Source organism: Acidovorax sp. 94 (assembly GCF_003634645.1).
GTDB lineage: Bacteria > Pseudomonadota > Gammaproteobacteria > Burkholderiales > Burkholderiaceae_C > Acidovorax > Acidovorax facilis.
Window position 1 is genome coordinate 1,342,082 of sequence record NZ_RBJA01000001.1, and the last position, 13,108, is coordinate 1,355,189.

11 protein-coding genes are annotated in these 13,108 nt (G+C 62.1%); 4 read left to right on the forward strand and 7 right to left on the reverse strand.

What is annotated here, in order from left to right; all coding sequences use genetic code 11:
* The first annotated feature begins 209 nt into the window (after positions 1-209).
* The gene (locus C8C94_RS06295) at positions 210-2,288 is read left to right on the forward strand and encodes an NHL repeat-containing protein (RefSeq protein ID WP_147433240.1); all 2,079 of its coding nucleotides are present in this window, start codon (positions 210-212) and stop codon (positions 2,286-2,288) included.
* Between the two features lie 197 nt (positions 2,289-2,485).
* Positions 2,486-3,907, forward strand: coding sequence for an aspartate kinase (locus C8C94_RS06300; protein WP_121420113.1), 1,422 nt, complete (start codon positions 2,486-2,488; stop codon positions 3,905-3,907).
* A gap of 85 nt (positions 3,908-3,992) precedes the next feature.
* Here the strand turns inward: C8C94_RS06300 and C8C94_RS06305 are convergent, their stop codons facing one another.
* The 7 genes from C8C94_RS06305 to C8C94_RS06335 form a co-directional block, all read right to left on the reverse strand.
* Complete coding sequence (locus C8C94_RS06305) at positions 3,993-5,348, reverse strand: four-carbon acid sugar kinase family protein (RefSeq protein WP_121420114.1); 1,356 nt, start codon at positions 5,346-5,348, stop codon at positions 3,993-3,995.
* Between the two features lie 3 nt (positions 5,349-5,351).
* The gene (locus C8C94_RS06310; protein WP_121420115.1) at positions 5,352-6,632 is read right to left on the reverse strand and encodes a ribulose-bisphosphate carboxylase large subunit family protein; all 1,281 of its coding nucleotides are present in this window, start codon (positions 6,630-6,632) and stop codon (positions 5,352-5,354) included.
* 85 nt (positions 6,633-6,717) lie between these two features.
* Positions 6,718-7,260 carry a VOC family protein gene (locus tag C8C94_RS06315; RefSeq protein WP_121420116.1) on the reverse strand — a complete coding sequence of 181 codons (543 nt, stop codon included), beginning with the start codon at positions 7,258-7,260 and terminating at the stop codon, positions 6,718-6,720.
* Between the two features lie 101 nt (positions 7,261-7,361).
* Positions 7,362-8,156 carry a transporter substrate-binding domain-containing protein gene (locus C8C94_RS06320; protein WP_121422730.1) on the reverse strand — a complete coding sequence of 265 codons (795 nt, stop codon included), beginning with the start codon at positions 8,154-8,156 and terminating at the stop codon, positions 7,362-7,364.
* A 62-nt stretch (positions 8,157-8,218) separates the two neighbouring features.
* Positions 8,219-9,001, reverse strand: a complete 783-nt coding sequence (locus C8C94_RS06325) for an amino acid ABC transporter ATP-binding protein (RefSeq protein ID WP_121420117.1) — start codon at positions 8,999-9,001, stop codon at positions 8,219-8,221.
* Positions 9,002-9,015: 14 nt separating this feature from the next.
* Positions 9,016-9,705 carry an amino acid ABC transporter permease gene (locus C8C94_RS06330; RefSeq protein WP_121420118.1) on the reverse strand — a complete coding sequence of 230 codons (690 nt, stop codon included), beginning with the start codon at positions 9,703-9,705 and terminating at the stop codon, positions 9,016-9,018.
* The gene (locus C8C94_RS06335; RefSeq protein WP_121420119.1) at positions 9,702-10,385 is read right to left on the reverse strand and encodes an amino acid ABC transporter permease; all 684 of its coding nucleotides are present in this window, start codon (positions 10,383-10,385) and stop codon (positions 9,702-9,704) included. The genes C8C94_RS06330 and C8C94_RS06335 overlap by 4 nt, the downstream gene beginning before the upstream one ends.
* Positions 10,386-10,644: 259 nt before the next feature.
* On the opposite strand from C8C94_RS06335, the gene C8C94_RS06340 reads away from it, so the two are divergent.
* Entirely contained in the window at positions 10,645-11,712 is a 1,068-nt protein-coding gene (locus C8C94_RS06340) for a LacI family DNA-binding transcriptional regulator (RefSeq protein ID WP_055397313.1), read from the forward strand.
* Between the two features lie 271 nt (positions 11,713-11,983).
* Positions 11,984-13,102: a DNA cytosine methyltransferase gene (locus C8C94_RS06345; RefSeq protein WP_121422731.1), complete on the forward strand. Its 1,119-nt coding sequence runs from the start codon at positions 11,984-11,986 to the stop codon at positions 13,100-13,102.
* The last annotated feature ends 6 nt before the right edge of the window (positions 13,103-13,108 follow it).

Here is a 13,108-nt window from a genome sequence, read left to right on the forward strand (position 1 = left end):
TGCAGGGGGCTTTTTTCGCCTGGAAGATGATCAAAGGCGCATTTGGCTCATTGTTACAGGTGGAAACTGACATGGGGTCGGGCGATTCAATCCAGTATTCTCGACAACACACTTGCTCCGGACTGGGCTCCCACGCCCAGTTGCCGTGAATACAGTGAAGAAGGCGCAAGCCAATTTTGGCTTGGCGCCCACAAACCAGGGAGTCGACTTTGAAATGGATGAACTTGGCCCGCTTCACCGGGCACGCAGTAACGTTTGCGAGTCTCGTAGCTTTGCAGGCTTGTGGCGGTTCCGGCGGAGGAGACAACGTCAGCCCACCACCGGCAGTGGCTGGAAAAATCGCCCTGTTTGCGGGAGACGTGGGGGGCGTTGGAAACCTGGATGGAGCTCGCGGCAACGCAACCTTCTATGGCATCCAAAGTCTGACGGTGGACCCTGCAGGCAATCTCATGGTGGCCGAGGTTGGCAACCACGCGGTGCGCAAAATTTCTTCTGACGGCACCGTGAGTACTGCTGCCGGTGGCGATATGGTCGCGGCATTCGCTGACGGGCAAGGGGTAGCCGCCAAGTTTCTGAATCCGCAATTTATTGCGGCGGACACCAAGGGCAACTGGTACGTTTCTGACAACGGAGAATACATACGCAAGGTGACGCCTCAAGGCGCGGTTACCACGCTGGCAAACGTCTCGACCAATTGGAACTGCCAGAGTTCATCGATGGTTTTCTGCCATGTTGGCAAACCTTTGGCGGTGGACGTTGCGGGTACGGTGTATTTCACCGCCAATAACCAGCTGCGCAAGCTGGGGGCAAACGGCCAAATGGAGACTTTGGTCAATGCCATCAGTTCCCGGGGGCTACCCACTCCGGCGTTTTCGTTTGTCTACCTGGCCTCTGGCCTGGTGGTGGATGCACAGGGGACGATCTATATCGCTGACCGTAACCAGCCTGTGATTCGCAAAGTCTCGCCTGCGGGCGAGATGACGATACTGGCCGGCTCGGAAGAGTCAAGCCAGGCTGTGGACGGGCAGGGTAGCGCTGCGCGTTTTGTGGAACTTCAAGCCATCACGATGGATGCCGTGGGCAACTTGTACGTGTTGGAAGGCAACGGTGCTATCCGTAAAGTTACGCCTGCTGGTTTGGTCTCCACTGTTCGGCAGCCAACACAGACATGGAGTTCAGGCTGGTCGTACAGCTTTACCGGGTTTGCACGGGATGCAGCTGGAAACTTCTACCTGTCTGCGCTCGGAGCTGGCGGAAATGCACCTGTTTTTGGGAATACTGCCATCCTGAAAATTGATGCTCAAGGTGTTGAAAGTGTTTATGCGGGCCACAAGGGACTGGAGGGTGAGGGGGATGGAATTGGCAGCGCTGCACAGTTCTCTGATCCGCGCAGCCCATCCATCGATGGGAATGGCAATCTGGTCGTACTCGACCGGTTCGTTAATCCCAACAGCCACTTGTCGGGCCACATTGACGACTCCTACTCTCTGCGCCGCATAAGCCCAGAAGGCGGCACAACGAGTATCGTTCGCATGGAATATCAAAATGCGATGAGCGGAGCGGCCGTAGATCGACGAGGCAATACATATGTCGGCGGTGGGAAGCGCATTCGAGTGATTGCTCCCGACGGCACAGTCCAATCATTCTTTGAAGGCAGCGAGAGTCTTCCCGATGGATTGAAGGTGTTGGCGGTAGATAGCTCCGGTGTGGTGTATGTAGCCGCAGGCTCAACAGTACCGGCCGCAGGCCTGCCTATTTTTGTGCCGACAAGGCCTTATGGAGCAATTTACAAGATCAATTCGGACAAGACCGTGAGTCTGCTGGCTGGCAGGGCGGGCGTTCAGGGCCTGGTGGATGGCATGGGGGATTCCGCTCGGTTTTCTTCCATTGGCGGTGGCGCGCTGGACTCTGCAGGTAATCTGTATGTGGCGGATCCCGCCAATCATGTGGTCCGCAAAGTTACTCCAGCGGGCTTGGTCAGCACCATCGCCGGTCAACCCGGCGTTCTTGGCTACAACGATGGGGCGGCGGCGCAGGCTAAATTCTGGTTCCCCGTGGACGTCAAGATCGATGGTCAGGACAACTTGTATGTGGCTGATCGCAACAATGCTTTGGTGCGCAAGATCACTACCAGTGGTGTGGTGAGCACCGTGGTTGGCACGGTTGGAAAGTACGGTTTTGTACCTGGCGCCTTGCCGAGTGTGATTCCTCCCCCAGAAGGCATTGCGCTGAAAGACTCCGCGCTCTTTATTACGACGCGCAATGGGGTGTTGAGGGCTGATCTGTAACACAGAAGAGGCTGGCGCTCATTCTGCTTGCGGGATAGCTGCTGGCAGCCCGCTGTAGCGAATTCAAGCCGCCTCTTTGGGGGCTGCGTCAAAGTGCCCGGACAAAAGTCGTGGAAAATAGAGGGTTTTCTGCCGCTACCTCTGGGGCAGAACATCCGCCCGGCCTCCCAATCACTTTTGCTCCTCTGAGCTTGTCCATGTCAGACGTCAACTCCTCCAAGATCTCTGTCGAGAAAATCGGCGGCACCTCCATGACCGCCTTTGGCGATGTGCTGCGCCACATCATGCTGCACGATCCCAAGCGCATTTATGGCCGGATCTATGTGGTGTCTGCCTACTCTGGCGTGACGAACCAGTTGCTGGAGCACAAGAAGACGGGCGAGCGCGGCATCTACGCCCTGTTTGCAGAGGGCAAGGGCTACCAGGACGCCTTGACCCAACTGGCCGCCAGCCTCAAAAAGCTGAACGCGGGCTATGCCGACCTGGGCCTGCCGCTGGATGTGGCCGATGCCTTCATCGACCAGCGCATTGGCCAGGCGCGTGAATATCTGAACGCCATGCAGCACGTGCTGGCCAGTGGCTATCTGAGCCGCAAGGATGTGCTGCTGGCCGCGCGCGAAGTGCTGGCCTCCATTGGCGAGTCGCACAGCGCGTTCAACTCGGTCGAGATCCTCAAGGTCAATGGCGTCAACGCCATCCTGATGGACCTGGCCGGTTTTGACGACAACGAAGCCTGGACCATTGATGAGCGCATTGCGCAAAGCTTCAAGGGCCTGGACCTGAGCGACAAGGTGGTGGTGGCCACCGGCTATACCAAGGGCACCGAAGGCATCATGCGCGAGTTTGACCGCGGTTATTCCGAGGTCACCTTCAGCAAGATCGCCGTGGAAGTGCGCCCCGCCGAGGCCGTGATCCACAAGGAATTCCACCTCTCGTCCGCCGACCCCAACCTGGTGGGTCTGGAAAACGCCATCGTGGTGGGTGCTACCAACTACGACGTGGCCGACCAGCTGGCCGACGTGGGCATGGAAGCCATCCACCCCAAGGCTGCCAAGCCTATGGAACTGGCTGGCATTCCCATCCGCCTGAAGAACACGTTTGAGCCCGACCACCCCGGCACGCTGATCACCAAGGACTTCGTGGGCGAGCGCGCGCGCGTGGAGATCGTCACCGGTACCGACAAGGTCACGCTGATCGAGATCCACGACCCCAGCATGGTGGGCACGGTGGGCTTTGATGCAGGCCTGATGAACGTGTTCTGCAAGCACGACGTGAGCTACATCCTGAAGGCGACCAACGCCAACTCCATCGCCCATCTGGTGTGGGACAACCAGGTCACGCCCGAGCTGGTGGCCGAGCTGCAGGAGGGCTACCAGGTCGTGACGATCAAGCCCAGCGCGATCGTGTGCACCATCGGCTCCAACATCGGAATCCCCGGCGTGCTGGCCAAGGCCGCACAGGCGCTGGCCGATGCGCGGGTCAACGTGAACTGCGTGTCCCAGACCCTGCGTCAGGTGAACATGCAGTTCGTGATCGAGCGCGAGGATTACAAGACCGCGATCAAGGCACTGAACCTGGCACTGTGCGTGAACTCAGGAACTCCCGTTCCACGTGTTTGAAGGAATAGCGGCAGGCTTGCCTTCCGCTATGCCGTTCCATAACGAGCCCGCCCTGTGCGGGCTTTTTATCGCCTGGATGTCTCCGTCAGGCGGTGCCGAGCAGCTTCTCGAAGAGACCCGTCCCCCCCATCTGTCCGCCCTTGAGCATCAGCTCCAGCCCGTCGCGCGACGGGCTTGCGCTGTGCGCGCGGCTCAGCGTGACCCCTGGGCAGACCGTCGTTTGGTACGACAAGCCCCACAGCTGAAGCGCCTGCACGGCGTGGCTGGAGGTGTCGCCGCCCGCAATGCCAATGCGCCCCAGGGGCGTGCCGTTGTCGGCCTGCGCCTGCACCACACCGGCGACCAGGGCCGCGCTGGCGGGTGCGACGGCTGCCAATGCGCCACCGGCGGGGGCATGGGCGCCGTCGTTTGGCCCGGTGTAGGCCAGAACGTGGTGGCCTTGCTGCAGCCCGGCACATATCGTGCGCTGGGTGGCCTGGGCATACGCTGCATCGTCGCCTAGGCGCTGCGCGTCCACAGAGATGCGCTGGTAAGACGCTGCGGCCTGGACCTGGGCCGCAGTGATGGGTGACAGGCTGCCCGCCCAGGCGAACACAGGGCCAGTCGATGGCGCCAAGGCTGGGGTGGGGTGGTTTGCGTGGGCTCCCCAGTGCGCGATCAGCGCTTGCGCCACGGAGCTGGGCCCCACTGCGAGCAGGCGCGCGTGTTGTGCCTGTTGCCACAGCAGGCGCCCCACGCTGGCCAACTGGTCTGCACTGGTCAGGTCCAGCAGCGTGGGCACCAAAGGCAAATCGGGCAGATCGGCCGGGCCATTGTCCAGAAGCGTGCCCAGTGCGGTGCGCAAGGTTGCCGCGTTTGGCCCTGTATCCGCTTCAAACAACGGGTAATGCAACGCCGTGATGCCCTGCAATCCTTGTTGTGCCAGGTGCACCCTCAAGTCTGCCTCGGCCATGGGGGTCACTGGGTGGCGGTGCATCGTCGGGTGCCGGTCAATGCGGTAGACGGCACCACCCGTCCCGGCCGCCGCAAACAGATTGCTGAACGCGCAGTATCGGCCCAGGCTGGGCTGGCCTCCGAGGATGGGCACCCAGCGGTTGTCCACGCTGGGATGCAGGGTCTGGATGGCGCAGGCAATGTTGCCAACATGCGGTGCGCTGTCGAAGGTGGAACACACCTTGTAGTGCAGCACGGTGGGCGCAACCTGCCTGAAAAATTGGCCCACACCGGTCAGCTCGGCGCGCATGGCGTCGGGCGCCATGGCACGCGCGGCGCCGGCAATGCCGATGGCATCCAGCGGCCCGGCGGCCACCAACGCTTGTGCGCTGGGCACGCCCATGAACAGCATGGACCGCAGGCCCGCTTGGGCCAGCACGGCCAGCGTGTCGGTGGCGCCGGTGAAGTCGTCGCCGTACCAGCCGAACCGGGGGGCTGTGGTGGTCATGGTTCAGGGCTTCTTGCCGAAGAAGTCGATGGCGCGGCGCAGCTCGGGGGCGCGTGCCGCGCGCTCGGCCAGGGTTTCGCCATGCTGCACGGCGTCCCACGCCTGCTGCAGGCTGGCCACGCCCGCAGCGGGGCCGTCCGGGTGGGCCAGGATGCCGCCGCCAGACATGAACAGCAGGTCGTTGGACTGGATGCTGTCCCACGTGGCGGGCACCGTGCCAGCCCACTGGCCGTTGGAGAATGCGGGCAACACGCGGTCGTCCAGGCCTTCGCACAGCGGGGCCAGCGTGTCGCGCGCTGACTCGATCACTTCTTCATCGGTCTGCGAAAACTTGCCTTGCAGGCCGTGCACGTGCATGTGGTCCACACCCGCCAGGCGCCACAGCGTCTGCCAGGCGTTGAACGAAAAGCCCAGCAGCGGGTGGCGCGACAAGGCGCCGTAGCCATTGCGGTGGCCGTGCAGCGCCAGCGGGCTGTGGCGGCGCAGGGTTTGCACTGCCGAGTAGCCGCACCAGTTCAAGCTGACCATGATGCAGCTGCCACCCTCGGCGGCAATCAGGTCGGCGTGGCGGCGCATGGCGTCGGTCTCGTCGGTGATGTTGAAGGCCACCATCACCAGCTTGCCGGTCTTGTCCTGGTGGGCGCGCACGCGGCGCATCACGGCTTTGACGCGGTCGGCCAGCGGTGCGTGCACCGGGTTGGCGCAGACCTCGTCGTCCTTGATGAAGTCCACCCCGGCAGCGCACAAGCGGCCGGCCAGGTCGCCGGTTTCTTCGGCCGACAGGCCCACGTTGGGTTTGATGATGGTGCCGATCAGCGGGCGGCCCTGCACGCCGGTTAGTGCGCGGGTGCCGGCGATGCCGTGGCGGGGCATGTCGAACTGGGCACGGTAGGCGCTGGGCAGTTTCATCGACTCCAGGCGCAGGCCGGTGACCTCGCCCAGGTCGTACAGATTGCCCGACACCGTGGCGGCCAGCGTTGGCAGGTTGGGCCCGATGTTGTCGCACGGAAAGCTCACCCGCAGCCGGGCGCGCTGCCAGGTCTGCGGCGTGTCGAACATGCCGCGCCGCTGCATCCAGCCGTTGGGCAGCGACGGCGCGGGCGCCACGTCCAGCAGTTCCACCGATTCGACCGTGGCGCGGGCGCGTTCGCGCAGCGCGTCGGTCTCGCCCTCCACTCGGGTGAAGGTGCCACACGATTGTTCGCCCGCCAGCACCTCGGCCACGTGGGCCGGGTCCAGCGGGGTCTCGATCAGGTAGGTGGCTTCAAAGCGGTCTGGGGACATGGGGTGTACTGCTACTGTATTGATAGCTGCTAGCGCTTATGGAATAAGCGCTAGAGGCCAATTTGGCTTAAAAATCAGACCTTCTTCAGATCTTCGACAGATCCGGAAACGGCCGCACCGGGTCCGTCGTGCCGTCCCAGGTTTCCGACTCCGCACGAATCAGGTCGAACATGCGCCCCTTGGGGCCCGCCACTTCCGACAGCTCGATCACCGTGCCGGGGTGGTACTCGGTGTCGAAGTACACAAACCGGCCCTTTTCACCCACCTCGCCGCTCATCACCGTCTTGAAGCCCTGGGCCGTCAGCCGCGCCAGGTCGGCGTCGTAGTCGCTGGTCCAGTACGCCACGTGCTGCAGCCCGGTGCGCCCGGCCTGCAGAAAGTCGCGGTACATCGACGGCACGTCGTTGCGCGTCTGGATCAGCTCGACCTGCACATAGCCCGAGTTGGCCAGCGCCACCGAGTTGTGTGGCTCGTAGCGCTCACCCTTGTAAACGTAGTTCTTGATCGGGACCTTGGGGTTGTAGAACCAGGGGCCGACGCCCAGGGTCTTGCTCCAGTAGTCCATGGCGGCTTCGATGTCGTGGACCACGTAGCCAAGTTGGCGGATGGCGCCGAAATGACGGCTCATAAAAATTTCCTTTGGTGGTGATGCGTCAGGGCAGGGCGCAGCCGGGCGGGGCCCGTCAGGCGCCGCCCAGGTTGCAGGCTTGGCTTGCTTTATTTACTTACTTACTTCGCGCCGTCGATGATTTCTTTGGGGATCGGCACGCCCGCGTACTTCACATGGATGTCGTTGAGCTTGCCGTTGGCCAGGTTGGTCTTGATCCAGCCATTGACGGCGGCCATCAGCTCGGGCTGGCCTTTGCGCATGGCCACGCCCAGCTGGTACGACTGCAGGATGAACTTGGTCTCGAAGTCGCGCGACGGGTTCTTTTTGGCGATGGCCGCGATGATCGGCGGCGTGATGGCCACGATGTCGGCCTGGCCCGTGGCGGCCGCGGTGATGGAGGCCGATTCGTCATCAAACCGCACCACCTTGGCCTGCGGTGCGCGCTCGGTGACGATCTTGTCTTGCGGGCCACCACGGGTCACGGCCACGGTTTTGCCGGCCAGGTCGTCGATGCTGGTGAGCTTCAAACTCTTGGGCGCACCCACCGCGGCCTGGATGGCGCCGTAGGGGATGGAGAAGTCCACCGCCTTCTGGCGCTCGGGCGTGATCGACAGCGACGAGATGATCAGGTCCACCTTGTTGGACAGCAGGTTGGGGATGCGCGCGGAGTTGGTGGTGTTCACGATCTCCAGCGTCAGGCCCAGGTCCTTGGCCAGCAACTCTGCCGCTTCCACGTCCGAGCCCACGGGCTTCATCTTGTCGTCCACAAACCCATAGAACGGCGCGCCAAAGTCAATGCCCACGCGCAGCTTGCCGGCGGACTTGATGTCGGCCAGCTCGGCCATGGCGGGCATGCACAGAGCGGCGGCGCCCACAGCCAGCAAGGTGCGGCGGAAGAAGAGGGATACGGTCATGGTGGTTGTCTCCTGGTGGTTTTTGAGTACGGAATCGAAAGGGGCAGGGCTGAAGCTGAAATTCAAAGCCCGTGCGACAGGAAATCGCGCAGCTCGGCGGTCTGCGGGTGTTTGAGCATGTCGCCCGGGCCCGTCTCCCACACCTTGCCTTCGTGCATGTAGATGATGGTGTCGGCCACGCGGGCGGCGAACTCCATCTCGTGCGTGACCAGCACCATGGTCATGCCGCCCTGGGCCAACGCTTCGATCACGCGCAGCACCTCGCCGGTGAGCTGCGGGTCCAGGGCCGAGGTCACCTCGTCGAACAGCATCACCTGCGGCTCCATCGCCAGCGACCGGGCAATGGCCACGCGCTGCTGCTGCCCGCCGGACAGTTGCTCGGGGTAGGCCTGCGCCTTGTCCGCCAAGCCCACCTGCTGCAGCGTGCGGGCGGCAATCTCGCGCGCCTTGGCCGTGGGCAGGTTCTTCACGGCCTTGGGGGCCAGGGTGATGTTCTGCTCCACCGTCAGGTGCGGGAACAGGTTGTAGCTCTGGAACACGATGCCCACGTCCTGGCGCAACTGGCGCAGGTCGATGGCCGGGTCATGCACCGCGTGGCCGCAGACATTGATGGTGCCGCTGTCGATGATCTCCAGCCGGTCGATACACCGCAGCGCCGTGCTCTTGCCTGAGCCGCTCTTGCCGATGATGGCCACCACCTGGCCCCGGGTAATCGCAAACGACACGCCCTTGAGCACCTGGTTGCTGCCAAAGCTTTTGTGCACGTCCTTCAGTTCAACGACGGGCTGCGCAGGCGAGGCCGCTGGCTGGGAGGGTTGCGCGGCAGCATCTCGGGCGAGGTTCATGGTGTCTTCTCGTTTCATGCGGTGGTCACAGAGGGGGTGGCTGTGCCACGGTTGTTTCCAAACTGCTGGCGCTGCTCCAGCTTGCGGCTCCAGACGGACAGCGGGTAGCACATCGCAAAGTAGACGATGGCGATCAGCAGGTACACGGTGAAAGGCTGAAAGATGGAGTTGTTGATGAGCTGGCCCGCACGCACCAGCTCGATGAACCCCACGATGGACGCCAGCGACGTGTTCTTGACGATCTGCACCATGAAGCCCACCGTGGGCGGCGTGGCAATGCGCACCGCCTGCGGCAGCACCACCAGCCGCATGCGCTGGGTGCGCGACAGGGCCAGGCACTCGGCCGCCTCCCACTGCGTGCGCGGCACCGACTCAATGCAGCCGCGCCAGATCTCGCCCAGATACGCGCTGACGTAAACAATCATCGCAATGCTGGCCGCCACGATGGCGGGCAGCTCCAAGCCCGCGATGGACAGGCCGAAGTAGCACAGGAACAGCACCACCAACAGCGGCGTGCCCTGGATGATCTGAATCCACGCAATCGTCGCCCAGCGCACCGCCTTGATCGGGCTGACGCGGCACAGCGCAATCACGCCCCCGGCCAAGCCACCGCCCACAAACGCAATCAGCGACAGCCCGATGGTCCACAGCGCGCCGAACAGCAGGTACTGCAGGTGATACGAGTTCAATCCACCGTCGATCATTTAGCGTTCCCCAATTTGCGTTGGCGCGTGAACACCATCTGCCCGAACACCCACAGCCCCAGCCGCATCAACAGCGACAGCGCCAGGTACGCCACCGCCACCAGGATGTAAGCCTCGAACGGGCGGAAGGTCTCCGACTGCACCCGCGCCGCCACGGCAGTGAGTTCCTCCACCGAGATCTGCGAGGTGATGGACGAGGCCAGCATCAGCAGCACGAACTGGCTGGTGAGCGCGGGGTACACCTTCTCCATCGCCGGGCGCAGCACCACGTGCCAGTACACCTGCCGGCGCGTCAGGCCCAGGCACTCGGCCGCCTCGATCTGGCCCTTGTGGATCGAATCCATGCCCGCCCGCATGATTTCGCAGGTGTAGGCCGCCACGTTGATCACCAGCGTCAGCAGCGCCGCAGCAAACGCCGATACCTTGAAGCCCAGGCTGGCCAGGCCAAAGAACACCAGAAACACCTGCACCAGCAGCGGCGTGTTGCGCAGCACCTCCACATACGCACCGCAGGCCCGCACCAGCCAGCGCGTGTCGCCGCGCCGCCCAATGGCCAGCAGCGTGCCACCCACAAAACCAATTACCGTGGCCGGGAAGGACAGCAGGATGGTCATCCAGGCCCCTTCCAGAAACTGGGGCCAGTTGGCCAGCACGCTGGCAAAGTCGAACTCGTATTGCATGGACGCGGCGGCGATGCTTCAGCGCACGCAGGCGGGGCGCCTGGTCACGAACGGCACGGGCAGGCCCGGGGCGCTGCACGCGGCGCGAGTTGGGGTATCAGGCATGTCTTGTCTCCTGCGCAAATCGGTCTTGGCCGCTGCAACCTAGGGTTTGTACTGATGGTTTCTGATGCCTTTCAGCATCGAACGCCCAGTGATACTATCCGCGGAATCCATCAAATACCAGCAAACTAAATGATGGTTTTTGATTGAATTGCACATGGCCCAAAACCCGCCCAACCCCAGCAGTCCTCGCAGCCCGCGCATCCCCGACATCGCCCAGTTGTCCGGCGTGTCCACTGCCACGGTCGATAGGGTGCTGAACCAGCGCTCGGGCGTGCGCAACGCCACCGCGCAGCGGGTGCTGCAGGCCGCAGCCACCCTGGGCTACCTGCCGCAGGCCGAGTTGCACGCAGCGCTGCAACCGCAGCCCCTGCGCCTGATGGTGCTGATCCCCGAGGGCAGCAACCGCTTTCTGCAAATGCTGGGCGACGTGATCGGCTACGCGCAAGACCACTGGGCGCCGTTCAACGTGCGCTGCCAGGCGGCGTACATCGAAAGCTTCAACCCCGACGCACTGGCCAAAGCGCTGCTGCACTACGGCAAGCGCTGCGACGGCATCGCCTTCATGGCGCTGGAGCACCCCGTGGTGCGCGAGGCCGTGGCCCAGCTGGCAGAGCAGGGCGTGCCCACCGTCACACTGATCTCGGATTTATCCAACTCGCGCCGCGTGGCCTACGTGGGCCTGGACAACCGCGCCGCAGGCCGCACCGCCGCCTACCTGATCGCCCGCTTCATGGGCCCACTGGCCCACAGCCGCAAGGCGCATGTGGCGATGATTGTTGGATCACTGCGCTACCGCGCGCATGAGGAGCGCGAGGCGGGCTTTTTGCACCTGTTTGAAGAACAGTTCCCCCTTGTGCAGGTGGTGGGCGTGCGCGAAGGCCAGGACGACGCCGAACGCAACTACCGCCAGGCCCGCGCTCTGCTGGAGCAGCACGATGATTTAGCAGGCATCTACAACATCGGTGGCGGGGCCGAAGGCATCGGCCGGGCGCTGAAAGAGGCCGGTGCGGACCGCAAGATCGTGTTCATCGGCCACGGCCTCACGCCGGATACGCGGGCTCTGCTGATCGACGGGACGATGGATGCGGTGATCACCCAAAACCCGCAGGGTGCGGTGATGAACTGCGTGCGGATTTTTGCCAACCTGCGGGATGGGCGGGAGCCGACGAGTGGGGTGGAGACGACGCGGAGTCAGGTGATTTTTCGGGAGAATTTGCCGTAGGGTGGTAGCCGTTTCGCTCAGTCAGTCCCCAGGCGCCAGCACTGGTGTCACTAAGGCATCCGCTTCTAATAAAGTGCGAAGCTAGGCAGGCGGTGATTCGCGTGAGAGACACAAGGGAATAGCCCCAACTCTGCGATAGAGTGGGCGGCTCCTACCGAATTCGCTTGACGTTCGGGCTGCAGGCGGCAACGCAGATTTCAGAAGAGCTGGGGGCTTCTGCTTCAGGGCCGTACTGAATCGGGTTACAGGGTTAATGAATATGCCGAGCAACATGACAGCCAAGTGTAGAAAAAAAGAAAGTAAGAGTTCGGCCGACCGTCCGCTGGTTTGTGTGGATCTGTTCGCCGGGGCCGGGGGGTTTTCGTTTGCGGCGATGCAAGCGGGTTTCACTGTTGCCGCAGCGGTGGAGTTAAACGCGCACGCCTGTAAAACATACAAGAAGAACATTGCCGATGCTCATGGTGTAAGCCTTTATGAAGGCGATATCTTGGGCGTATGTCCAGACACGATTAAGAAACTTGACATTGGTGACGGCCAAGAATGCGATGTGCTGCTGGGTGGCCCTCCCTGTCAGGGCTTCTCAGTGCATCGGATTAAGGGGGCTGGCGTTGATGACCCTCGTAACCAGTTGATTTTGAAGTACTTTGAGTTTGTTAAAACGATTCGCCCCAAGGTGTTTTTGATGGAGAACGTGCCGGGGATGTTATGGGAGCGCCACCGCACTTTCCTCGACGCTTTCTATCTTCAGGCACGGGCAACTGATTATAAAGTTCTCCAGCCGATTGAAATTGATGCGCGCGATTATGGAGTTCCTCAACGCCGTAAGCGTGTGTTTATCCTTGGGATACGCGGTGACATGGATTTAGACATTCACTGGCCACCTCGGCCGACTCACGGTGATGCCAAGGCACTTGAGCAAGATGAGACGTTGCAGCCGTGGCTAAGTGCACAGACGGTTTTCCAAATGGACGATGTGGCTGGCGACATAAACAACGTTCATATGCGTCACAGCCCAGAGCTAATTAAAGTTTTCAAGGCCACTCCGAAAAATGGAGGCAGCCGGCACCAGTCTGGACGCGTGCTGAAGTGCCACCAAGGTCACGATGGACACAAGGATGTTTATGGCCGCATCGACCCATTGAAGCCTGCCCCAACAATGACCACCGCATGCATTAATCCATCGAAAGGTCGGTTTGTGCACCCCACGGAAGACCACGGAATTACAGTGCGGCAAGCCGCAAGGTTCCAAACTTTCCCAGACTCATTTCAGTTTGAGGGAGGCTTGATCGCTTCTGGCGTTCAAGTCGGTAACGCCGTGCCAGTGAAGCTTGGCCAGATCTTGATGGAGACCATCAAAGAAGGGCTAATTTCCGACCCGAAGAAAAAATAGATGAGG